20 protein-coding genes and 2 pseudogenes are annotated in these 21,218 nt (G+C 62.9%); 12 read left to right on the top strand and 10 right to left on the bottom strand.

Annotated elements, in window-relative coordinates; genetic code table 11:
- Nucleotides 1-3 precede the first annotated feature (3 nt).
- Nucleotides 4-576 (top strand): DUF2867 domain-containing protein, encoded by a 573-nt coding sequence (locus ABLV49_RS18295; RefSeq protein ID WP_349278682.1) that lies wholly within the window; start codon nucleotides 4-6, stop codon nucleotides 574-576.
- Nucleotides 577-657: 81 nt separating this feature from the next.
- Here the strand turns inward: ABLV49_RS18295 and ABLV49_RS18290 are convergent, their stop codons facing one another.
- A complete protein-coding gene (locus ABLV49_RS18290; protein ID WP_349278680.1) occupies nucleotides 658-1,680 on the bottom strand; it encodes a 23S rRNA (adenine(2030)-N(6))-methyltransferase RlmJ in 1,023 nt (340 codons plus the stop codon).
- A 241-nt stretch (nucleotides 1,681-1,921) separates the two neighbouring features.
- Here ABLV49_RS18290 and rplM point away from each other — a divergent pair, with 241 nt between their 5' ends.
- The 4 genes from rplM (at nucleotide 1,922) to dinG (ending at nucleotide 5,714) form a co-directional block, all read left to right on the top strand.
- Nucleotides 1,922-2,377, top strand: coding sequence for a 50S ribosomal protein L13 (rplM, locus tag ABLV49_RS18285; RefSeq protein ID WP_349278678.1), 456 nt, complete (start codon nucleotides 1,922-1,924; stop codon nucleotides 2,375-2,377).
- On the top strand, nucleotides 2,374-2,766 hold the full coding sequence (gene rpsI, locus ABLV49_RS18280) for a 30S ribosomal protein S9 (protein WP_011799922.1): 393 nt from the start codon (nucleotides 2,374-2,376) through the stop codon (nucleotides 2,764-2,766). Before rplM ends, rpsI begins: the two co-directional genes overlap by 4 nt.
- Nucleotides 2,767-2,927: 161 nt before the next feature.
- Nucleotides 2,928-3,293 (top strand): iron-sulfur cluster insertion protein ErpA, encoded by a 366-nt coding sequence (gene erpA / locus ABLV49_RS18275; RefSeq protein WP_011799923.1) that lies wholly within the window; start codon nucleotides 2,928-2,930, stop codon nucleotides 3,291-3,293.
- Between the two features lie 168 nt (nucleotides 3,294-3,461).
- Nucleotides 3,462-5,714 (top strand): ATP-dependent DNA helicase DinG, encoded by a 2,253-nt coding sequence (dinG, locus tag ABLV49_RS18270; protein ID WP_349278675.1) that lies wholly within the window; start codon nucleotides 3,462-3,464, stop codon nucleotides 5,712-5,714.
- A 43-nt stretch (nucleotides 5,715-5,757) separates the two neighbouring features.
- On the opposite strand, the gene ABLV49_RS18265 is transcribed toward dinG, so the two are convergent.
- Nucleotides 5,758-6,897 carry an anhydro-N-acetylmuramic acid kinase gene (locus tag ABLV49_RS18265; RefSeq protein WP_349278673.1) on the bottom strand — a complete coding sequence of 380 codons (1,140 nt, stop codon included), beginning with the start codon at nucleotides 6,895-6,897 and terminating at the stop codon, nucleotides 5,758-5,760.
- Nucleotides 6,898-6,933: 36 nt separating this feature from the next.
- Nucleotides 6,934-8,331 carry a M23 family metallopeptidase gene (locus ABLV49_RS18260; protein ID WP_349278671.1) on the bottom strand — a complete coding sequence of 466 codons (1,398 nt, stop codon included), beginning with the start codon at nucleotides 8,329-8,331 and terminating at the stop codon, nucleotides 6,934-6,936.
- 225 nt (nucleotides 8,332-8,556) lie between these two features.
- Here ABLV49_RS18260 and tyrS point away from each other — a divergent pair, with 225 nt between their 5' ends.
- Both tyrS and dtd read left to right on the top strand, forming a co-directional pair.
- Entirely contained in the window at nucleotides 8,557-9,789 is a 1,233-nt protein-coding gene (gene tyrS, locus ABLV49_RS18255; RefSeq protein WP_349278669.1) for a tyrosine--tRNA ligase, read from the top strand.
- A 19-nt stretch (nucleotides 9,790-9,808) separates the two neighbouring features.
- Nucleotides 9,809-10,273 carry a D-aminoacyl-tRNA deacylase gene (gene dtd, locus ABLV49_RS18250; RefSeq protein ID WP_349278667.1) on the top strand — a complete coding sequence of 155 codons (465 nt, stop codon included), beginning with the start codon at nucleotides 9,809-9,811 and terminating at the stop codon, nucleotides 10,271-10,273.
- Between the two features lie 174 nt (nucleotides 10,274-10,447).
- On the opposite strand, the gene ABLV49_RS18245 is transcribed toward dtd, so the two are convergent.
- From ABLV49_RS18245 to ABLV49_RS18235, 3 genes are read right to left on the bottom strand one after another with little or no spacing between them, the layout of a single operon-like run.
- Nucleotides 10,448-12,103, bottom strand: a complete 1,656-nt coding sequence (locus ABLV49_RS18245; RefSeq protein WP_349278665.1) for a SulP family inorganic anion transporter — start codon at nucleotides 12,101-12,103, stop codon at nucleotides 10,448-10,450.
- A gap of 3 nt (nucleotides 12,104-12,106) precedes the next feature.
- The gene (gene ybeY, locus ABLV49_RS18240; protein ID WP_349278663.1) at nucleotides 12,107-12,559 is read right to left on the bottom strand and encodes an rRNA maturation RNase YbeY; all 453 of its coding nucleotides are present in this window, start codon (nucleotides 12,557-12,559) and stop codon (nucleotides 12,107-12,109) included.
- Nucleotides 12,549-13,577, bottom strand: a complete 1,029-nt coding sequence (locus ABLV49_RS18235) for a PhoH family protein (protein WP_349278661.1) — start codon at nucleotides 13,575-13,577, stop codon at nucleotides 12,549-12,551. Before ABLV49_RS18235 ends, ybeY begins: the two co-directional genes overlap by 11 nt.
- Nucleotides 13,578-13,670: 93 nt before the next feature.
- Here ABLV49_RS18235 and ruvA point away from each other — a divergent pair, with 93 nt between their 5' ends.
- Together ruvA and ruvB are read left to right on the top strand one after the other, a co-directional pair.
- Nucleotides 13,671-14,243, top strand: coding sequence for a Holliday junction branch migration protein RuvA (gene ruvA, locus ABLV49_RS18230; protein ID WP_349278659.1), 573 nt, complete (start codon nucleotides 13,671-13,673; stop codon nucleotides 14,241-14,243).
- Between the two features lie 29 nt (nucleotides 14,244-14,272).
- Nucleotides 14,273-15,343 carry a Holliday junction branch migration DNA helicase RuvB gene (gene ruvB / locus ABLV49_RS18225; protein WP_349278657.1) on the top strand — a complete coding sequence of 357 codons (1,071 nt, stop codon included), beginning with the start codon at nucleotides 14,273-14,275 and terminating at the stop codon, nucleotides 15,341-15,343.
- A 220-nt stretch (nucleotides 15,344-15,563) separates the two neighbouring features.
- On the opposite strand, the gene ABLV49_RS18220 is transcribed toward ruvB, so the two are convergent.
- From ABLV49_RS18220 to ABLV49_RS18205, 4 genes and pseudogenes are all read right to left on the bottom strand, one after another.
- Complete coding sequence (locus ABLV49_RS18220; RefSeq protein ID WP_349281781.1) at nucleotides 15,564-15,827, bottom strand: hypothetical protein; 264 nt, start codon at nucleotides 15,825-15,827, stop codon at nucleotides 15,564-15,566.
- A pseudogene (locus ABLV49_RS18215) lies at nucleotides 15,822-16,228 on the bottom strand (winged helix-turn-helix domain-containing protein); the annotation flags it as partial. The gene ABLV49_RS18220 and the pseudogene ABLV49_RS18215, both read right to left, overlap by 6 nt.
- An 81-nt stretch (nucleotides 16,229-16,309) precedes the next feature.
- Nucleotides 16,310-16,417: pseudogene (locus ABLV49_RS18210) on the bottom strand (homogentisate 1,2-dioxygenase domain-containing protein); the annotation flags it as partial.
- A gap of 19 nt (nucleotides 16,418-16,436) precedes the next feature.
- Nucleotides 16,437-17,582, bottom strand: a complete 1,146-nt coding sequence (locus tag ABLV49_RS18205; protein ID WP_349278655.1) for an ABC transporter substrate-binding protein — start codon at nucleotides 17,580-17,582, stop codon at nucleotides 16,437-16,439.
- Nucleotides 17,583-17,716: 134 nt separating this feature from the next.
- Between ABLV49_RS18205 and ABLV49_RS18200 the strand changes: the two genes are divergently transcribed.
- The 3 genes from ABLV49_RS18200 (at nucleotide 17,717) to ABLV49_RS18190 (ending at nucleotide 21,218) form a co-directional block, all read left to right on the top strand.
- Nucleotides 17,717-18,526, top strand: coding sequence for an IclR family transcriptional regulator (locus tag ABLV49_RS18200; protein ID WP_349278654.1), 810 nt, complete (start codon nucleotides 17,717-17,719; stop codon nucleotides 18,524-18,526).
- Nucleotides 18,527-19,410: 884 nt separating this feature from the next.
- The gene (locus ABLV49_RS18195) at nucleotides 19,411-20,283 is read left to right on the top strand and encodes a branched-chain amino acid ABC transporter permease (RefSeq protein ID WP_349281779.1); all 873 of its coding nucleotides are present in this window, start codon (nucleotides 19,411-19,413) and stop codon (nucleotides 20,281-20,283) included.
- Between the two features lie 2 nt (nucleotides 20,284-20,285).
- Nucleotides 20,286-21,218: a branched-chain amino acid ABC transporter permease gene (locus ABLV49_RS18190; protein ID WP_349278652.1), complete on the top strand. Its 933-nt coding sequence runs from the start codon at nucleotides 20,286-20,288 to the stop codon at nucleotides 21,216-21,218.

The following is a 21,218-nucleotide window of genomic DNA, read 5'->3' as shown; positions in this document are numbered from 1 at the left end:
GCCATGGCATTGATTCCGCGAACGACTGATTTGACGCTTGAAAGAGCCCGCATGAACAACCTTCCGCACGAAACCAGTCCGCCGGCGCGTAGCCGCATCGCCGAATTGATCCCTGGCGCCTATTTTTATGACGCCTGGTCGGTCAAGGCAGGCGACCCGAAGTTGCCAGCGTTGGCGCAGTTCCAAAAAGCCCTGGCCCAAACCCCCTCATGGGTGAACACCTGCATGTCGCTTCGCAACCGTGTAGTTTCTTTTGTGGGGCTGAAAAATCTGGGAGCGCTGGACAACGTGAACACGTTCAGGAATGCGTCCGAGTACCAGCCCGGGGAGCGGATCGGTATCTTTACCCTCTTCGAGAACACCTTCAGCGAAGCCCTTCTCGGCGACAGGGACAAGCACTTGAACGTCACGCTGTCCGTGCATTGCACGCCTCCAGCGCAGGATGCAGAAGTGGTCGTCACCGTCACCACGGTCGTGCAGGTGAACAACTTTCTCGGTCGGCTTTACATGCTTCCTGTGGTGCCGATGCATCGACTGATCGCGCCCACCGTTCTGAAGGCCGTCGCCAAAGCTTGACGGGGTGGCTTCAGGGCAGGGCACGCAAGCCACCGATATCCGCCGGGCTTTGGCCTGAGTCCGGATGCGCGGGCCAGACGCTCAGCCGCCGTGTTCCAGCGTAAAGCCGGCATTGCGGTCCTGCCCGAGCAGGGCGACCATTTGCGGCAGCGCGGCCTGCAACTCGGCCTTGAGCGTGTGCGGCGGGTTGATGATGAACATGCCGCTGGCAGGCAGGCCGGGGCGAACGACTTCGCCTTCGGTGTCGGTGGTCAGCTTGCTGGACTTGACCGTCAGCGTGGCATTCAGCCAACTGCGGCCGGCCTTGACGGCGATGGTCTTGAGCTTGCGCGGCAGGTCGTGCGCTTCAGGGCGCGGAATGATCGGATACCAGACCACGTAGGTGCCGGTGGCGAAGCGCTTGACGGCGTCCGCCATGCAGCTTGAGACGCGCAGATAGTCGGTCTTCATTTCATAGCTCGGGTCGCACAGCACCATGGCGCGCCGGGCCGGTGGCGGCAAGAAGGTTTTCAGCGCTTCAAAGCCGTCCTCACGGGCAACGACGACCTGGCGGCCCACGCCGAGCTGCTCGATGTTGCCGGTCAGCGACTTGAAATCGGTCGGGTGCAGCTCAAACAGCTTGAGCTTGTCGCGCCCGCTCAGGAATTTCTGCTCGATGAAGGGCGAGCCGGGGTAAATCTTCAGATGGGCCGGGTCGCCGGTCTGGGCGAAATGCGGGTTCAGGCTGCGCAGCAGTTCCAGGTAGTCCTGCAGGGCCGGCGCCCAGGCGTAGTCGGCGGCGGACTTGGCAGTTGGCTCAGGCGCTGCGGGAGGGGTTTTGGTTGTGGCCGCAGGCGCTACTTTTTTGATAGCTGCTCCCGATTTACCAGTCTGCGCAGAAGCGGTTTTTGATGCTAAAAGCAGCTTGAAAATACCTTCGCTGGCTTCGCCGCTGGTCTCGGTGTAGTCGCCGTCGAGGCGGTACAGGCCGGCGCCGGCGTGGGTGTCGATCACGGTCAGGGCCGTGTCTTTTTGGGTCAGGTACTTCATCAACGCAATCAGGCAAGTGTGCTTGAGAACGTCGGCATGGTTGCCTGCATGGAAGGCGTGGCGGTAAGAAAACATGCCTCTATCGTACCTTCTTGCCGTGCAAAGACCCTAAAAATTGACGCAAACCCTTGATTCTTCATATAATCGCGGGCTCTGCAGCGCACATGTGGTTCCGCGGCAGGGTTGCTTGAAGGCACTTTTTGGACTTGTCTAGATAAGCGCCGGCAGGCAAATGACCACCTAAGAGGTTCTCATCAGAGGAACGCCGACCGTGGAAAAGAACCCGACAAACCCCCCTTTTAAATAAGAGAAACTCATGAAAACCTTCAGCGCCAAACCCGCTGACGTGACGCACGAGTGGTTTGTGATTGACGCGACCGACAAGGTCCTCGGACGAGTAGCCAGCGAAGTTGCTCTCCGTTTGCGCGGCAAACACAAGGCCATTTATACGCCTCACGTCGATACCGGTGACTTCATCGTCATCATCAACGCAGCCCAGCTGCGCGTGACCGGTGCCAAATCGACCGACAAGATTTACTACCGTCACTCCGGTTATCCAGGCGGCATCACTGCCACCAATTTCCGCGACATGCAAACCAAGTTTCCTGGCCGCGCCCTGGAAAAAGCCGTCAAGGGCATGCTGCCTAAGGGCCCGCTCGGTTACGCCATGATCAAGAAACTCAAGGTGTACGGCGGTGCAGAGCATCCGCATACCGCCCAACAGCCTAAAGTGCTTGAAATTGCAGGCACATCACGGGAGTCAGCCAAATGATCGGTGAATGGAACAACGGCACCGGCCGTCGCAAATCCAGCGTCGCCCGTGTGTTTATCAAAAAAGGCACTGGCAAGATCACGGTCAACGACAAGGACATTCAAGCGTTCTTCGGTCGCCAGACCTCCATCATGATCTGCCGCCAGCCCCTGTTCCTGACGAACCACGTCGAGACGTTTGACATCATGATCAACGTCCACGGCGGCGGCGAGTCCGGCCAGGCCGGCGCAGTGCGCCACGGCATTACCCGCGCCCTGATCGACTATGACGCAACGCTCAAGCCAGCGTTGAGCCAGGCCGGTTTCGTGACCCGCGATGCGCGTGAAGTCGAACGTAAAAAAGTCGGTTTCCGCTCAGCCCGCCGTCGCAAGCAGTTCAGCAAGCGTTAATTTTCGCTTCCCCTGCTTTGCAAAAAAGCCGCCTGGTCCGCCTGGCGGCTTTTTTCATGGCGCGGCGGCTGCAATGCGCTAAGACGCGCGCGCGTTATGGTTGATTGATTTGCTGTAGTATTTCCAGATTGCCTGTTGGCTTATTGAATAACGGAGTTCCCATGAGTGCAGTTGCTGAAAATATCCAGACCGAAATGCCCGCGCCCTTTGTTTTTACCGACAGCGCGGCCTCCAAAGTGGCCGAACTGATTGCCGAGGAAGGCAATCCTGACCTGAAGTTGCGCGTGTTTGTGCAAGGCGGCGGCTGCTCGGGTTTCCAGTACGGTTTCACCTTTGACGAGATCACCAACGAAGACGACACCACCATGACCAAGAATGGCGTGTCGCTGCTGATTGATGCGATGAGCTACCAGTACCTGGTCGGCGCCGAGATCGACTACAAGGACGACCTGGAAGGCGCGCAGTTCGTCATCAAGAACCCGAATGCCAGCAGTTCCTGCGGTTGCGGCTCCAGCTTCTCGGTCTGAGGGCTGAGTCTCAAGGGTCTGGCTGACGGCCCATTTTGTAAAAGCCGCCTTCAGGGCGGCTTTACCTGCTTCGGTTTGCCGGCTTTTTTCGGCAGCGGGCAGGCGCATCAGAGGCTGCACTCGTTTCAGGCGGGACGCACGGCGTGACATCGGTCAATAATCAGCCAGATGAGTTTGTCCACCACCCCGTCCGCGCTTGAAGGCGCGCCCCTGGCGTTTTCCCTGGTCCAGTCTCCCGTCGCCGTGCCGGCGCATGCCTCTGAGCAGGGCATTGACCCCGATCTGCTGGAAGCCGCGCGCATCCGGCTGGAACTCTTGTATGGCGAGGTCGCTGCCGACTGGCCCGGCTTCATCGCCCGGCCCGGCCAGTACCAGATGATGCAGGCGTGCCTGCTGACCTTCCTGTCGGCCAGGGCGCCCGAGGACGAGGTCCGCACGGGCAGCCATCTGGCGCAACTCGAAGCAGGAACGGGCACCGGCAAGACGGTGGCCTACTGCCTGGCGGCCATCGTGGCGTCCGAGGTGCTCAAGAAAACCGTCATCGTCTCCACGGCCACCGTGGCCCTGCAGGAGCAGCTGTTCCACAAGGATCTGCCGCGCCTGGCTGAAATCATTCCCGATCTGCGCTACGACATCCTCAAGGGCCGCGCCCGCTATGTCTGCGAAAGCCGCCTCGAAGGCGTGATCAACGACGTGGCGCAGGACGGCCTGCTCACGGGCGAGCTGTTCCAGGATTCCTTTGGCGACGCCCGCCGGCCGGCGGCCGGCATTCCGCGCGACCGCAGCCAGGCGATGCGCTGGTTCAAGAGCAGCGCCAAGAAGCTGCACGCGGGCAGCTGGGACGGCGACATCGACTCCCTGGCGCAGCCGCCTGACCCGCAGGACTGGCGCCAGGTCCAGGCCAATGCCCACGCCTGCAACGGCGGGCAATGCGAGCATTTCAGAAGCTGCGCCTTCTTCAAGGCCAGGCGCCAGGCGGCCGGCGCGACGCTGCAGGTGGCCAACCACGCCCTGGTGCTGGCGACGCTGCAGACCGACAGCAGCCTGATCGATGCGGGCAACACCCTGTTCGTGTTCGACGAGGCGCACCACCTGCCGGGCATCGCGGCCGAGCAGTTCTCGTACCGGGCGCGCCTGGGCACGAGCAGCAAATTGCTCACCAGCCTGCGCACGGTAGCGCTGCGCCATGGCAAGGCCCTGCCGGCGTCCACCCGGCCGGACCCGGTCGCCTTTGCCCAGCTCGTCACCGGCTGCACCGACAAGCTGGCGATGCTCGAGCGCTACTGGCAGGATGCCCAGCTCGTCAGCGCCGGCCAGCCCGTCCACCGCTTCGCCCAGGGCCGTATCCCGGAGGCCTTGGTTCCCGAGTGCCAGGAACTCGCCACGCTCATCCGCGCCATTGCCTCGGTGGTTTCAAGCATCGCGGCGGCATTGAAGGAGCCCGACGAAGCGAAGTCGCCCACCCAGCGCGAGGAGCAGACCCATGCCGGCGTCGAGCTGGGCGTCTATCTGTCGCGGCTTGGCACCCTGGACAAGCTGCTGAGCGCCTGGGCGACCCACGACCGGGTGCCGTGGGCCAAGTGGATCGAGTGGGCCGAGGATGGGGCCGGCAGCGCGCCGGACGCCTGGCTGTGCGCCAGCCCGATGACGGCGGCGCAGGTCTTGTCCAAAAACCTGTGGAACAAGGTCAGCGCCGCCGTCTGCACCTCGGCCACGCTCACGGCCTGCGGCAGCTTTGATTTTTTTGACCGGCTGAGCGGCATGAACCGCTTTCCCGAGCGCCGCTCGCTGGTCGTGGACTCGCCTTTTGACTATGCCACGCAGGGCGAGCTGCGCATCGCGCCCATGACGCATTCGCCCAAGAGCCCGGGTTTCTCCGATGAGCTGTGCGCCAAGCTGCCCGGGCTGCTGCGCGAGCACCCGCACGGGCAGCTGGTGCTGTTCACGTCAAAACGCCAGATGCAGGCTTGTCATGCGGCGCTACCCCAGGATTTGCTGGACCAGGTTCAGGTGCAGGGCGTTCGCTCGCGCACCGAGCTGCTCAGGGAGCACGGCCGGCGCGTCAAGGCCGGCGAACGCAGCATCATCTTTGGCCTGCAGTCCTTTGGCGAAGGCATCGACCTGCCGGGCCGGCTGTGCGAGCATGTGGTGATCGACAAGCTGCCCTTCACGCCGCCAAGCTCGCCGGTCGAGGAAGCGCTGGCCGAGTGGCTGAGCGGGCAGGGGCGCGACCCGTTTGCCGAACTGTCGGTGCCTAGAGCTGGCATGAAGCTGGCCCAGTGGGCCGGGCGCGGCGTGAGAACCGTCACCGACCGGGCGGTCATCACGGTGTGCGACACCCGGCTGGTGACGATGCGCTACGGAGCGGCCATCCTGGCGGGCCTGCCGGCATTCCCGCTGGTGCGTGGCGCTCTGACCTGAAAGGTGAACATGGGTGAAAGCCTGAAGAGGGGGCCAGACCGGTTCAGGCGGGATACAGCGCGCCCAGCACGCGCAAGCCCGCTGCGCCGGTCACGCCGGGCAGGTTGCCGGGCTGGCGCCGGATCATCTGGCGGGCCAGCCATGCAAAGGCAGCCGCCTCGACCTGCAGCGGCGGCAGGCCGTGCCGGTCCGAGGTGCTGACGCGAAGCCAGGGCAGGCCCGCCTGCAGGCGCTGCAGCAGATAAAGATTGAACGCGCCGCCGCCGCAGACAATCAGCTCGATGCTCTCTTTTCCATAGCTGCAAATGCCTGCATTGCATGCGCAAACCGTCAATTCGGTCAATGTATTTTGAATATCCTCGGGTCGTTCGCCAGAAAAGGGCCGCAGTTTTTCAGCCAGCCAGGCCAGGCTGAACAGGTCGCGGCCCGTGCTCTTGGGAATCGGCTGCGAGAAGTAGGGCTCGCCCTGCAGGCTGGCCAGCAGCGCCGGAACCAGCCGGCCGCCGGCCGCCCAGGCGCCGCCCGCATCAAAAGGCTGGCCGGTGTGCTGCAGGCACCAGGCGTCCATCAGCGCGTTGCCCGGTCCGCAGTCAAAGCCCAGCACCGGCAAAGGCGAGCCGGCAGGCGGCAGCACGCTGAGATTGGATATGCCGCCCAGGTTCAGCACCGCGACCGTGGCGTCCGCGCGGCCAAAGACACCCTGGTGAAACGCCGGCACCAGCGGCGCACCCTGGCCGCCTGCGGCGACATCGCGGCTGCGGAAATCGGCCACCACGTCAATGCCGGTCAATTCGGCCAGCAGGGCCGGATTGTTGAGCTGGAGCGTGTAGCCCGCGCCCGCAGGTTCTGCTGAAGTTCGCTGGGGCTGGTGCCTGACCGTCTGCCCGTGCGCGCCAATGGCCTGGATCTGGCCGGCGGGGATTCCGAGCGCGCCTGCTTGCCGCACCAGGTCGGCCACCACCCTGGCATACACCGCCGCCAGCTGGCTGCCCGCCAGCGCGGCGCGGTGCAATTCATTGTGCGAAGGCGAATTGAGCGCCAGCAGTTCGGCCCGAAAACTGTCGCCAAACGGCTCGCTGGCGCTGGCGACGACGCGCAGCGTCTGGCCTGAAAAATCGACCAGAACGCCGTCGGCGCCGTCAAGGGAAGTGCCTGACATCAGGCCAATGGTGTAGTCGTGCATGCGGCTATTTTGCCGCAGTCGCTACCGGCTTTTGCCTTACTCGGCCCGGGTCTGGTCGATGGTGGCTGCGGCCTGCAGCTGGTTCCTGAAGCCGTTGGCCAGTTGCCTGAACTGCGGCAGGGCGGCAGCGGGCACCGGAACCACGTCGCTTTGCTTGGCGACAGTCATCGGATCCTGCTGGACACCATTGATGCGGACCTCGAAGTGCAGGTGCGGGCCGGTGGCCCAGCCGGTCGAGCCGACCAGGCCGATGGTCTGGCCCTGGCTGACGGTCTGGCCCTGCTGCACGTTGATCTTGCTCAGGTGGGCATAGACCGTTTCACGGTTGTCGCGGTGCTTGATGAAGACCACGTTGCCGTAGCCGTTCTGCACACCGGCAAACTCCACCACGCCGTCGCCGATGGTCCGGGCGGGCGTGCCGGTGGTCGCTGCAAAATCGGTGCCGTTATGGGCGCGCCAGGTTTGCAGGACGGGATGAAAACGCATCGAAAAGCCGCTGCTGATGCGCGAGAACTCCACCGGGGAACTCAAAAACGCGCGGCGCAGGCTCTTGCCGTCCAGCGTGTAGTAGCCGCCCTTCAGCGGGGCGCCTGACGCGTCCTGGCCCGGGGGCTGGAACCACATCGCCTGGTAGGCCTTGCCTTCGTTGACGAACTCGGCCGACAGCACGCGGCCGGTGCGCATGGTTTCGCCGTCGGCTTCGAGCGTTTCGTACACCACGTTGAAGCGGTCGCCCTTGCGCAGCGCGCGGCGGAAATCGATGTCGGTCGAGAAAATTTCCGCCAGCTGCACGCCGACGCCATCGGGAATGCGGGCATCGTCGATGGCGGCGAACAGCGTGGTCTCGATGGTGGCGCTGGCCAGCCGGGCCGAGCGGGTGTAGGGCGCGGTTTCAATGCGCGAGGTGAAGCGGCCATCGCTGCTGCGTTCAACGACCAGGCGCTTGAACACCTGTTCGTCGTCGGTGGGCCAGCGCATGCTGAGCTTGAGCAGCTGCTGGTTTTCGCTGGCCTCGGCGGTGACGTTTTTGCCCGGTGGCCCGGTGAGGATCAGCTGCGCATTGGGGTCGGTGCGCAAAAACACCTCTGCCGCCGTGTCATCAATGTTCAGCCGTTGCAGCAGGGTGCTGGCGCGGTCGCTGCTGCGCGTGCTTTCGGTGCGAAACAGCTTGAAGTTGAAATCGGCCAGCGCGTCCATCTGGGCCTGCGCGGACTGGGGGGAAAGAGGCTGAATCGCTTCCAGTACCTGGCGAACGGGCAGGTCGGCGGCATCGGGCGCGAGCGGCGCAACGCCGAAGGCGGTCACGCCGGTTCCCAGCAGCAGCATGGCCAGGCTGGCGGTCAGGCGTTTGGGGTGGCGGCGCAGGCTGTCGGCAATGGCGGACAGGACACGGGAAAGGGTCAGCGGGGCATGGGAGGCGACGGGCAGGCGCAAAGCGTAAATCCCAACTAAAGTGCGTCGGGCCGCAAGGGCATGCCGGACGATGATGACAGGTAAATCGATAACCAGGCCAACCGTTTTGCCAGCGGGTGGAGAGCATCGGACTCAAAAATTCTGGCTTCCTCGTGAGCGGCCGGCGGCGACTCTAAAATGGCGGCCCGACGTAGGAAAGCCAGAATTATATCTGTCGGACAATAACCTGTCCCAAGAAAAACCCTTATGAATCAAGAGCTTGTTACAAATTCACCCCTGTCTGACCGTGTGCAAACGGCGCTGGCCACCACCCTGCGGGGCTGCGACGAGCTGATTCCGCAGGACGAATGGACCCGCAAACTGGTCCGCAGCGAAGCCACCGGCGTGCCGCTGCGCATCAAGCTGGGGCTGGACCCGACCGCGCCCGACATCCACATCGGCCACACCGTGGTGCTCAACAAGATGCGCCAGTTGCAGGACCTGGGCCACACGGTGATCTTCCTGATTGGCGACTTCACCAGTCTGATCGGCGACCCGTCGGGGCGCAACAGCACGCGCCCGCCGCTCACGCCCGAGCAGATCAAGGTGAATGCCGAGACCTATTACCGCCAGGCCAGCCTGGTGCTGGACCCGGCCAAAACCGAGATTCGCTACAACAGCGAATGGTGCGACCCGCTGGGCGCGCGCGGCATGATCCAGCTCGCGTCGCGCTACACCGTGGCGCGCATGATGGAGCGCAACGACTTTCACGACCGTTTCAAGGCCGGCCAGTCGATCAGCGTGCATGAATTCCTCTACCCGCTGATGCAGGGCTATGACTCGGTAGCCTTGAAAAGCGACCTGGAGCTCGGCGGCACCGACCAGAAGTTCAACCTGCTGATGGGCCGGCATCTGCAGCAGGAATACGGCCAGGAGCCGCAGTGCATCCTGACCATGCCGCTGCTCGAAGGCCTGGACGGCATCGAGAAGATGTCGAAAAGCAAGAACAACTACATCGGCATTTCCGAGGACGCCAACAGCATGTTCGCCAAGGTGCTGTCGATTTCGGACGTGCTGATGTGGAAGTGGTACACGCTGCTGTCCTTCCAGAGCGAAGCTGACATCGCCGCGCTGAAGGCAGAGATTGAAGGTGGCCGCAACCCGAAGGATGCCAAGGTGGCGCTGGCCAAGGAAATCACCGCGCGCTTTCATTCCGCCGCCGCAGCGGACGCCGCCGAGCAGGATTTCATCAACCGCAGCAAGGGCGGCGTGCCCGACGAGATTGCCGAAGTGTCGGTGTCGGGCGCGCCGCTGGGCATAGGCGCGCTGCTCAAGGCGGCCGGGCTGGCGCCTTCGGGCAGCGAAGCCAGCCGCTTGATCGACGGCGGCGGCGTGCGCGTGGATTCCAGCGTGGTCAGCGACAAGGCGCTCAAACTGGCGGCTGGAACCTATGTGGTACAGGTCGGCAAGCGCAAGTTTGCCCGCGTGACGCTGGCTTGATGCACAGCTTGAAGCACGCATGAAAGCCGTGCTGCAGCGCGTGGCCGAGGCCCGCGTCGTGGTGGATGGCGAAATCGTCGGCCAGATTGGCCGGGGCCTCCTGGTGCTGGTTTGCGCCGAACGCGGCGACGCCGAAGCGCAGGCCGACAAGCTGCTGGCCAAAATCCTCAAACTGCGTATCTTTTCGGACGCCGCCGGCAAGATGAACCGCAGTGTGCAGGATGTGGACGGGCAGGGCGCTTGCGGCGGGCTGCTGGTTGTCAGCCAGTTCACGCTGGCCGCCGATGTCTCGGGCGGCAACCGGCCGAGCTTTACCGGCGCGGCCGCGCCCGACGAGGGGCTGCGGCTGTACGATTACTTCGTGGCGCAGGCCAGAGCCGCCCACCCGCAGGTGGAAACCGGCCGCTTCGCCGCCGACATGCAGGTGCATTTGGTCAACGACGGGCCGGTGACGATTCCCTTGCACATCGCGCCCAGTGCCTGAACAGCCGGTCAATGCTATTGTTTAAATAGCTGCTTGTGCCCGTCCTGATTGCGCAATAGCCGTATTTGATGAAAACTGTCAGCGCCAGGGCTTGCCCTCCCCAGACTCGCCTGCATCCTGATGGTCAGCGCGCTTCCTGGGCCGTTTGAGGATACGCTCGGCAATCGGCCTGGGTCACGCCGCCGGTGACGATGGCGTTTGGGCTGGCATCATGCCGGCAGCCGCCCGTGCCGCGTCGTCCACGCTCCAGAACAGGGGCCATCCACCTGCCATTGCATCAGCCAGGCCCATGCGCGCCAGCGCGTTGCGCGGTCGGTCCTTGACACGGGCCAGCAGCAGGGCTTTTCCCTGGTGCGCCAGGCTCGCGGCAAATTCGGCCAGCGCTTCCACGGCGGTGCTGTCCAGGTCGTCGCAGACTTCCAGGCTGAGCACCACGACCCGCGCCTGCGCAGCGTCGGCGCGGCGAAGCACGTACTGGAACACCTGCTCGGCGTTGGCAAAAAACAGCGGTTCCTCGGGCCGCATGATGAGCGTGCCGGCCTGCGTGGCGGCATCGGGGTGCAAGGTGCGGTCCAGGTAGTCACGCGTGCCCGGCAACAGGCCCAGCTCGGCGACCAGTGGCTGCGCGAAACGCCGGATCGCCAGCAGCAGCGACAGCGCCACCGCCAGCAGCATGCCGGGCAGCACGCCAAATATAAAGACGCTTGCCGCGGCCACCAGCGCCAGCCAGGCATCGCCGCCCAGGTGCAGCGACGTGAGGACGGCGCGCGGCCAGATATTGTGCGAGAGAATGCCGATCACCACGGCGGCCAGCACCGGCAAGGGCAGCAGCGCCAGCCAGGGCCGGGCCAGCCACAGCAGCAGGGCCAGCGCCAGCGCGGCGGCCACGCCGGCCCATTTGCTGCGTCCGCCCGCGGCGTAGTTGGCGGCGGCCGCGGAGAATCCCGCGCCCACCGGCAGGCCCTGCACCAGTCCGCACGTGAGGTTGGCCGCACCCAGTGCCCGCAGTTCGCGGTTGGCATCGACCCGGTCGCCGCCTTGCAGCGCCAGCGAGCGCACCGAGCCCCATGATTCGGCGAACAGGATCAGCAGCAGCGCCGGCGCCAGCTCCATCGTCTGCAGCCAGTGCTCGCTGTGCAGGCCCGGCAGGCCCCAGGCGGGCGACTGCCAGGCAATGTCGCCCACCAGCGCCACGCCCTGCGCGCCCAGCCCGAGCCCGGCCGACAGCGCCACGCCCAGGCTCAGCACCAGCAAGGAAGTCGGAACAAACAGCCAGCGCCGCAGCCCATGTGAGAGCGCCAGCCACAGCGCCAGCGATGCGGAGCCCAGCCACACGCTGGGCCGGTGCCACTGCGCCGACTGCATCAGCAGCTCCCACGCCAGCGGGCCGGTCTGCAGGCTGTGGACCGGCACGCCGGCGATGTGCGGCAGTTGCCTGAGCATGATGCCCAGCCCCAGCGCCCAGGCAAAGCCGCGCAGCACCGGGCGCGAGATGAACGCGCCCAGAAAGCCGGCGCGCAAGGCCGCCGCCAGCAAAAACAGCCCGCCGGTCAGGCCGACCAGCGTGTAACCCATGGCCGGCCCGCCCATCGCCACCGCCGAGGCAAACACCGCCGCCGCTGACGACGTGGGACTGACCACGGCAAAGCGGCTGGTGCCAAAAATCGGGTAGAGGCACAGCCCGACCAGCGCGGCCAGCAGCGCATGCATCGGCGCCACGCCGGCGATGGCGGCGTAGGCCACGGCCTCGGGCAGCAGCACGCCGGCCACCGAAATGCCGGCCAGCAGCTCGGCGCCCCAGCGCGCTGGAAATGTATGACCCGCGAGCATTCCTCAGTAGGGGTTGGCGTAGCCCAGCCCACCCAGAATATCGATTTCCAGCGCTTCCATTTCCTGCGCGTCTTCCTCGCCGGTTTCGTGGTCGTAGCCCTGGGCGTGCAGCGCACCATGCACCAGCAAATGCGCGTAATGCGCCTGCAGCGTTTTGCCCTGCTCGCGCGCCTCGCGCTCGACCACCGGCGCGCACAGCACCAGGTCGGCCGTGACCACCGGCTCCTGGGTGTAGTCGAAGGTCAGCACGTTGGTCGCGTAGTCCTTGCCCCGGTAATCGCGGTTCAGCGTCTGGCCCTCCTCGGCACCGACGATGCGAACGGTGATTTCGGCATCGCTTTGCAGCGCATGGCGTATCCAGCGGGCCACGCTGTGGCGGCTCAAGGCGGCGCGGTGCAGGGCCGCTTCGGGGAATTTTCCGAACTGCAGCGACAAACTCAGCTGATTAAGAGCCATTTCGGCTCCTTGCGCTTGTCCTGCGGGCGGGAGCAGCTACCAAATCAATAGCGCTATCGGAATCCACGGCTTCCACGGCATCCAAGCGGACGCTGGGTGTCTTGTCATACGCATCGACGATGCGCGCCACCAGCGGATGGCGCACCACGTCGGCGCTGGTCAGCCGGGTAATGGCGATGCCCTGGACGCGCTTGAGCACGCGTTCGGCATCGACCAGACCGCTGAGCTGGGTGCGCGGCAGATCGACCTGGCTCACGTCGCCTGTCACCACCGCCTTGCTGCCAAAGCCGATGCGCGTCAGGAACATCTTCATCTGCTCGGGCGTGGTGTTTTGCGCCTCGTCCAGGATCACGAAGGCATGGTTCAGCGTGCGGCCGCGCATGAAGGCAAGCGGCGCAATCTCGATCTGCTGGCGCTCGAAGGCTTTTTGCACCCGCTCGAAGCCCATCAGCTCATGCAGCGCGTCGTACAGCGGCCGCAGGTAGGGATCGACCTTCTGGCTCAGGTCGCCCGGCAAGAAGCCCAGGCGCTCGCCGGCCTCGACCGCCGGGCGCGTCAAGACAATCCGCTGCACCGTGCTGCGCTCCAGCGCATCGACCGCGCAGGCCACCGCCAGGTAGGTCTTGCCGGTGCCGGCCGGGCCAATGCCGAAGGTGATGTCGTGCGTGGCAATGTTCTCTAAGTAAGTGCCCTGGTTGATGGTGCGTGCGCGCAGGTCGGCGCGGCGGGTGGACAGCGCCATCGGGCCTTCGGCGGTGCTCAGGGCGGTGTCGCCGGCCAGCATCAGCTGCACGGTTTCCGGCTCGATGGGCCGCTGGGCGATTTCGTACAGCGCCTGCAGCACTTCCAGCGCCTGCTGGGCGCGCAGCTTGGGGCCGTCGATCTTGAACTGCTCGAAGCGGTGCGCAATCGTCACCTGCAGCCCGGCCTCGATGGTGCGGATGTGGATGTCCATCGGGCCGCACAAGTTGGCCATGCGGGTGTTGTTGGGCGGCGTGAAGGTGTGGCGAAGAATCAAGGCGTGGGTTTTCCTGAAGTGGGGCAAAACAAGGAGCGGGAAGGCGATTGTCTGCCTAAATCGGGGCGGCCACCCGGCTGCTAAGATTTGGCCATGATAGGAAGACTCACTGGCCAGCTGGCCGAAAAAAATCCGCCCGAAATCCTGGTGGACTGCCATGGCGTCGGCTATGAAGTGCTGGTGCCGATGAGCACTTTTTACAACCTGCCGGGGCTGGGCGAAAAAATCAGCCTGTTCACGCATTTCATCGTCCGCGAGGACGCGCAGCTGCTCTACGGCTTTGGCAGCACCGCCGAGCGCGGCGCGTTTCGCCAGCTCATCAAGATCACCGGCGTCGGCCCGCGCATGGCGCTGAGCGTGCTCAGCGGCATGAGCGTTGCCGACCTGGCGCAGGCCATCACGCTGCAGGAGACGGGCCGCATCGTCAAGGTGCCCGGCATCGGCAAGAAGACCGCCGAGCGTCTGCTGCTCGAACTCAAGGGCAAGCTCGGCGCCGACATCGGCGCGCATGTCAGCGTGAGCAGCGAAGCGCAGCTCGACATCCTGCAGGCGCTGGTCGCGCTGGGCTACAGCGACCGCGACGCCGCGCTGGCGCTCAAGGCGCTGCCGCCGGACGTGGGCGTGAGTGAAGGCATCAAGCTGGCGCTGAAGGCGCTGGGGAAATAAACCGTAAACCGCAACTGGACCCGATCACCATGAGCATCCAGACCGACGACTTCGACCTATCCGACCTGCCGCCGGCCCGGCGCATGCTGTCGGCCGCGCCTGCCTCGCCCAAGGAGGAGGCCATCGAGCGCGCGCTGCGGCCCAAGCTGTTCGACGACTACGTGGGCCAGACCAAGGCGCGCGAGCAGCTTGAAATCTTCATCGGCGCGGCCAACAAGCGCAAGGAAGCGCTCGACCATGTGCTGCTGTTCGGCCCGCCCGGCCTGGGCAAGACCACGCTGTCGCACATCATCGCGCACGAACTCGGCGTGAACATGCGCTCGACCTCGGGGCCGGTGCTGGAAAAGCCGAAGGATCTGGCGGCGCTGCTGACCAACCTGGAAAAGAACGATGTCCTGTTCATCGATGAGATCCACCGCCTGAGCCCGGTGGTCGAGGAAATCCTGTATCCGGCGCTGGAAGATTATCAAATCGACATCATGATCGGCGAAGGCCCGGCGGCGCGCTCCATCAAGCTCGATTTGCAGCCATTCACGCTGGTCGGCGCCACGACGCGCGCCGGCATGCTGACCAATCCGCTGCGCGACCGCTTCGGCATCGTCGCCCGGCTGGAGTTCTACACGCCCGAGGAACTGGCGCGCATCGTCAAGCGCAGCGCCGGCCTGCTCAATGCACCGATGGACGCGGAAGGCGGCTTCGAGATTGCGCGCCGTTCGCGCGGAACGCCGCGCATCGCCAACCGGCTGCTGCGCCGGGTGCGCGACTATGCCGATGTCAAGGGCAACGGCACCATCACGCTGGACATCGCCAACCGGGCGCTGGCCATGCTGGACGTTGATCCGCTGGGTTTTGATGTGATGGACCGCAAGTTTCTGGAGGCCCTGATTCATCGCTTCGACGGCGGCCCGGTCGGGCTGGACAACATCGCCGCGAGCATTGGCGAGGAGTCCGGAACGATTGAGGACATGATCGAGCCCTACCTGATCCAGCAGGGCTTCATCCAGCGCACGCCGCGCGGGCGCATTGCCACGCTGGCGGCGTACCGGCACCTGGGCGTGGCGCCGCCGCGCAGCAATGGCGAAACGTTGTTTGAGGAGTGACCGCAGCCGCGTCATGGTGCGTCCGCAGGCCGTGGCGATCCAGCGTCGATAAAACGCAGCCATGGATTGCCGCGCTGCGCTCGGCATGACGTGGAGGCTGTCACGAATCGTGGAAAGCTCAATAATCCCGCATTGCATCGGCAACGCGATGAGATGCTACTTTTTTAATAGCTGCCGACGCCCGTCCTTATTTCGCCAGAGGCCTGAAACGCTTGAATTGTCAGCTCATCGCGCCGCGCGCATCCACCGGATACAGGCAATGCACGACGCCGTTGCGCAGCCCGCCGCTCACCCCAATCATCACGTCGTGCAGGTTGACCGTCGGGTCGCAGTGGCCCGGAATCAGCCACAGCATTTTCCCCCGTCCGGGCAGGCGCGTGCTGCCGGCTGCGGGCCGAAAAATGCCGTGCTCGTCGCCGCCATTGAAGTAGTCCAGCACGCTTTGGGCATCAAAGGCATGCACCTTCGGCAAGCCTGAATCGATGGCGCGCCCCTCGGGCTTTTGCGCACTAAAGCCCAGGGCGCCCAGGAGCAACCAAATATTGGTCAGGCCAAACTTGACGCCGTACAGCCGGTGGATCAGCACGCCCACGCGCATGAAGCGTCCACAGCTCTGTTTCAAAGCCGTACTCGCTCGGTTTTTTCAGCAGGGCGTGGCGCAGATCCTCAAGCTGGGGGCTCATTCAGTCTGGCGGGCCGCCCCGGCGGGGGAACTGCGCGCAATGCCTCAATGCCGCCTTCAGCAAGCACCGCTTTGCATGTGTACACGGTTTGCCGCGCTACGCCCACAGTGAGCGCGACCTCGGCAGATTTTAGGCCCTTTTGCAGCAGTCGCCCGGCGCGCACGCGCCTCCTTGTCGCCTCTTCCAGTCTCTTTTTGACCATATCGTGCACCTCCAACAAGTTTGGTAAAGGCCTAACGCACGGGGCTGCGATTGGTTCTGACGTTTAACTGAAAGCTCAATAGCTGGCGAAGTTGCGGTGAAACCAGGACGGCGAGAAGATCACGAAGTCGATCGGGTCCACGCCGGGTATGTCGCTTGGCGACAGCAGCATTAGAAAAATCGACGGGTCGACCCAGGCCGTAATACGTTTACTGCACGAGGGTCCAGTCACCGTTCTTGACTTCCAGAAGGCGGAAAGAAGAGAGATCAAGACCCATGTGATCGGTAGCCGACATATTGACCTTACCACCCGTGCCTATGTAACCCTTGGTTGCCTCGATCGCATCGCGAACCTTGGCTTTGTCGGTGGATTTGGCGCGCGTCATGGCGTCGGCCATCAGCATCAAGCCATCGTAGGCGTGACCACCGAAAGTCGAGACATCGGTTTTCCACTTGTCCTTGAAGGCTTTGGCGTAGGCGGTAACGACCGGTTTCTGCGGGTCGTTGGCAGGCAGCTTGTCGGCAACCAGCAGGGCGGCAGCCGGAAAGCGAACGCCTTCAGCGGACGGCCCGGCGAGCTTGATGAACTCTTCGGAGGCGACACCGTGTGAATGATAGAGCGGCAACTTGATGCCAAGTTGCTTGTAGTTCTTGGTGACGATGGCCGGGCCTTGGCCGAGACCGAAGACAAATACGGCCTGCACACCCGCGGTGTTCTTGATCTTGGTCAGTTGCGGACTCGCGTCGGTATCCTTCGGGCCATAAGTTTCATTGGCCACCAGGGTGATGCCGTACTTGGCAGCAACGCCTTCGGTTTCCTTCTTGCCGGAGTTGCCGAAACCGCTGGTTTCAGAAAGCAGGGCAACCTTGCTGATGCCGCGCTTTTGCATATCCTCAAACACTTTTTCGGCAGCCATGCGGTCGGTGTGCGCCATTTTGAACACCCAGCTTTTGACCGGTTCAATGATGATTACGGCACCAGCCAGGGAGATGAACGGGATGTTTGCCTTTTGGGCCAGGGGCACCATCGACATGGTCGAGCCGGTGGTGGTGCCGCCAATCAGAATATCCACCTTGTCATCATCAATCAGGCGCTTTGCAAAGCCATTAGCCTTGTTGGCATCGCTGCCGTCGTCGTAATGAACCAGCTGCAACTGGCGGCCGAGCACACCGCCCTTTTTGTTGAGCTCTTCAATGTACATCTGCATCGTCTTCAGCTCCGGGTCACCCAGGAAGGCGGCCGGGCCGGTGACGGACAGAACGGAACCGATCTTGATCGGCTCGGCAGCGAATGCGCCAAACGCGCCGAAGGCCAGAGCGGCACCGGCGACCAGGTTTTTCAGGGTGTATTTCATGGGGTTGTCTCCTACTTTTAATAAAGTTTCGAATAGAGGAATTAATTCTAAATAATAAAACTGCGCTTGGCTAGCTCTGTTTTATGATTAAGCGATGGCGTCGCCGCTCCGCGTGGCGCAAAGATGAGGCACGGATGAGCAAAGACACAGAGAGTCAACACGGCGTTCAGTCGCTGGAAATCGGCATCAGCATCCTGCGTGCCATCACCCAGGGCCAGCGCTCGATGATGCTCAAGGACATTGCGGCGGCAGCGGACATGCCGGCCTCCAAGGTGCATCGTTATATGGTTAGTCTGGTTCGCTCCGGTCTCGTTGAGCAGGACAAAATGACCTCGCGCTACGGTCTGGGACCGTTTGCCTTGACGGTCGGCCTCGTCGCCGTTGATCGGCTCGACCGCGTTGGACTCGGCCTTTCGGCCATCGCCGAGTTGCGCGACGTGATTAATGAGACCACGGCGCTCGCTGTATGGAGCGACACCGGCCCGGTGATCGTGCGCTCCGAGCGGCCCAACCGCCCGATCACCGTGAACGTGGTCACTGGCACGGCGCTCAATACACTGACTTCGGCTAGCGGTCGCGTATTTGCCGCCTGGTTGCCCAAAGCCACGATTGAGCCGCTGATCGCCCGCGAATTGATGACCCCGGCACTGCTGCCCGAAGTCCATACGGCTGCGGCGGTCGACGCGATACTGGTAACCGTACGCCAGCAAGGGGTGGCCGCCGTGACCGACTATCACCTGGTTCCCGGGGTAGCAGCGGTGGCGGCGCCTGTTTTCAATGCCAAGGGTGAAATCACCCTCTCGTTAGTGGCCATTGGTGTGAAGGGCATGATTGATATGTCGCTGGACGGGCCGGTGGTCACCGCTCTAAAGCATTCAGCGCAGGCGCTTTCACGGCGTTTGGGCTATGCCGGGGGTGCTGCCGTGGATAGGATAGATTTATAAATCGCTTCTGCCGGGCAGGCGCCGAATTGCTTAAGCTCTTGGCAAAACGCCCGCCCAGGTACGCGACAATTTGGTCAGGATTGCAAATCCACTGGCTGCAACCCACCAGATCGGTATTTTCAGACAGGGCATCTTGGCCTGCCCGCCACCACCCACCAAATCCTCGCGACTCTTTCCGTCTTTTTGCGCGTCAAAGCGGGCGTTTTCCAACGACAAGCGACGCATTTCCTGCCGAACCTTGATGCAGAAGGAACACGTCTTGTATTGCTACAACACGAGGTTTTCGTATTGCTGATCGATTTCTGCCTGCAATGCCGGCGGACGCATGAGTCCATTTGGTCGATTGGCCATCTCCCAAAGCGACATGAACGGGCCAATGACAAACCGCGGAGTTTTAAAAAATGCCTGGATAAAAAACTCCATGATCGATACCCGGGAGTAGTTGGAGGCAGGCAGCGCGGAAGTATCTCACCGTGGGCAATTGCTTAAAGAACGACCCAGCAGTAGTGGCAACTATTTGCATGTTTTTAGACCTCTAGCCCTTTTGCAATAAGCGTAAGAAGCTATTAATTTTATAGCAGACATGGCGTAGACGCCGTCTTGAGCCTGGTGCCACCCATCCAGTTCTGGCTGCGACAAAACTTACCGGGACTGATCTCCACACGAACCCATCCTGGGTAGACGTTCGTCCGCCCAAGCGGTAAACACCGCAATGCATTTTTTTGTTATTTCGCTTGACAGAACTAGTTCCTTATTTCAGAATTGCACACATGGCGAGTTAGAAGGTAATTTTCTGGCTCAAAAAAAAGCAACTGGAGACGACAAATGATCAGGTTTCAGGCCCCGATAGGGTTTCTCACTTCGGCGATGGGGGATGCGTAATGCTGGCCCAATTCCTGCAATTCCTGTTCTCCGGCATGACCGTCGGCGCTACCTATGCCCTGGCTGCGCTGGGCTTTACGCTGATCTACAACGCCAGCAACGTCATCAACTTTGCACAGGGCGAATTCATCATGCTCGGCGGCATGCTGGCGGTGTTCTTCACCCAGGCCGGGTTGCCGCTGCCGATCGCACTGGTGCTGGCCATCCTGGTGCCGGCCATCGTCGGCGTGGTGCTGGAAAAGCTGGCCATCGAGCCGGTCAAGGGTGCCGAAACGGTGACCCTGATCATCATCACTATCGGCGCGTCCCTGGTCATTCGCGGTCTGATTCAGGTGTGGCTGGGCAAAGGCACGCACAGCCTGCCAGCATTCTCTGGGGATGTCCCGATTGAAATCCTCGGTGCCACCCTGATGCCACAAAGCCTCTGGGTGCTGGGCGTCACCGGTCTGGTCGTGGTGGCTCTCTGGTACTTTTTTAGCCGCACCCTGCACGGCAAGGCCATGCTAGCCACGTCGTTTAACCGCCTGGCGGCAGAGTTGGTTGGCATCAACACCAGTTGGGTGCTCTTCATGAGCTTTGCCATGTCGGCAGCACTGGGCGCCGTGGGTGGCATTCTGGTCACCCCGATAACGCTGACCTCTTATGACGTGGGCATCATGCTCGGCCTCAAAGGCTTCGTTGCCGCCGTCGTCGGTGGTCTGGGCAATGGCCTGGGTGCCGTACTCGGCGGCTTGCTGGTGGGCATCCTGGAGGCGATGGGCGCGGGCTATATCTCGTCAGCCTACAAGGATGCGATTCCTTTCGTACTCATCCTGTTCATGCTGTTCTTCATGCCACGTGGCCTGTTTGGCGGCAAATCAACGGACCGGGTGTAAGCATGAAAAAGAACGCTTATGTCGGTCTCTACATCGTTATCGCCATTCTGCTGGTGCTGCCCTTTGTGCTGCCCAACAGTTTTTACGTCGATCTGGCGATTCGCATGGCCATCAACGCCGTGATTGTCCTGGGCCTGAACCTGCTGATCGGCTTTGCCGGCCAGATCAGCATGGGGCACGCCGGCTTCCTGGGGATCGGGGCCTACGCTTCTGCCGTGCTGCCAACCCACTTCGGCTGGCATCCGCTGCTCGCCATGGGGGCCGGTGCTGTTGCCACTGGCCTGCTGGCTGCGCTGGTAGCCCGGCCGATCTTCAAATTGAAGGGTCACTATCTGGCCATGGCTACCCTGGGTTTGGGCATCATCATCAACATTGTGCTGCGCACGGAGGCGGCCTTGACCGGCGGCCCGGACGGCATGCCAGTACCCGCGTTGGGCTTGCTGGGCTTTGAGTTGTCCAGCGACAAGCACTGGTATTGGGTTGTTGCCCTGCTGCTCTCGGTCAGTGTCTGGGCCTCGCTCAACCTGATCGACTCGCCATTTGGCCGCGCCCTGCGGGCTTTGCATGGCTCGGAAGTCGCTTCCCAGGTTGCCGGGGTCGATGTGGTGCGCTACAAGGTGTCAATCTTTGTCATCTCCGCGGTCTTTGCCAGCCTGATGGGCAGCGTCACGGCGCATTACGTGGGCTTTGTAACGCCCAACTTCGCCGACTTCTTCCATTCCATTGAACTGGTCACCATGGTGGTGATTGGCGGCATGGCCTCGGTCTATGGCTCCCTGGTCGGCGCCGTGCTGCTGACCGCACTGCCGCAGGCGCTGGCTACTTTTGAAGGCTGGGAAACCGTCGCTTTCGGCACCATCCTGATGATTTGCATGATCTTCATGCCCCGCGGCCTGGTGCCCACGCTGGCAGCTAAATTTGGCAAGGGAGCCTGA

This window comes from Polaromonas hydrogenivorans (assembly GCF_040105105.1).
GTDB classification, from domain to species: Bacteria; Pseudomonadota; Gammaproteobacteria; order Burkholderiales; family Burkholderiaceae_C; genus Polaromonas; species Polaromonas hydrogenivorans.
The sequence above is the reverse complement of the archived record's forward strand: the minus strand, read 5'-3'. Positions and strand labels throughout refer to the sequence as shown.

What these genes read in the sequence shown, in the direction of transcription:
- ABLV49_RS18295 (WP_349278682.1), top strand. Translation starts at nt 4, where the DNA reads ATGGCATTGATTCCGCGAACGACTGATTTGACGCTTGAAAGAGCCCGC.
- ABLV49_RS18290 (WP_349278680.1), bottom strand. Translation starts at nt 1,680, where the DNA reads ATGTTTTCTTACCGCCACGCCTTCCATGCAGGCAACCATGCCGACGTT.
- rplM (WP_349278678.1), top strand. Translation starts at nt 1,922, where the DNA reads ATGAAAACCTTCAGCGCCAAACCCGCTGACGTGACGCACGAGTGGTTT.
- rpsI (WP_011799922.1), top strand. Translation starts at nt 2,374, where the DNA reads ATGATCGGTGAATGGAACAACGGCACCGGCCGTCGCAAATCCAGCGTC.
- erpA (WP_011799923.1), top strand. Translation starts at nt 2,928, where the DNA reads ATGAGTGCAGTTGCTGAAAATATCCAGACCGAAATGCCCGCGCCCTTT.
- dinG (WP_349278675.1), top strand. Translation starts at nt 3,462, where the DNA reads ATGAGTTTGTCCACCACCCCGTCCGCGCTTGAAGGCGCGCCCCTGGCG.
- ABLV49_RS18265 (WP_349278673.1), bottom strand. Translation starts at nt 6,897, where the DNA reads ATGCACGACTACACCATTGGCCTGATGTCAGGCACTTCCCTTGACGGC.
- tyrS (WP_349278669.1), top strand. Translation starts at nt 8,557, where the DNA reads ATGAATCAAGAGCTTGTTACAAATTCACCCCTGTCTGACCGTGTGCAA.
- dtd (WP_349278667.1), top strand. Translation starts at nt 9,809, where the DNA reads ATGAAAGCCGTGCTGCAGCGCGTGGCCGAGGCCCGCGTCGTGGTGGAT.
- ABLV49_RS18245 (WP_349278665.1), bottom strand. Translation starts at nt 12,103, where the DNA reads ATGCTCGCGGGTCATACATTTCCAGCGCGCTGGGGCGCCGAGCTGCTG.
- ybeY (WP_349278663.1), bottom strand. Translation starts at nt 12,559, where the DNA reads ATGGCTCTTAATCAGCTGAGTTTGTCGCTGCAGTTCGGAAAATTCCCC.
- ruvA (WP_349278659.1), top strand. Translation starts at nt 13,671, where the DNA reads ATGATAGGAAGACTCACTGGCCAGCTGGCCGAAAAAAATCCGCCCGAA.
- ruvB (WP_349278657.1), top strand. Translation starts at nt 14,273, where the DNA reads ATGAGCATCCAGACCGACGACTTCGACCTATCCGACCTGCCGCCGGCC.
- ABLV49_RS18205 (WP_349278655.1), bottom strand. Translation starts at nt 17,582, where the DNA reads ATGAAATACACCCTGAAAAACCTGGTCGCCGGTGCCGCTCTGGCCTTC.
- ABLV49_RS18200 (WP_349278654.1), top strand. Translation starts at nt 17,717, where the DNA reads ATGAGCAAAGACACAGAGAGTCAACACGGCGTTCAGTCGCTGGAAATC.
- ABLV49_RS18190 (WP_349278652.1), top strand. Translation starts at nt 20,286, where the DNA reads ATGAAAAAGAACGCTTATGTCGGTCTCTACATCGTTATCGCCATTCTG.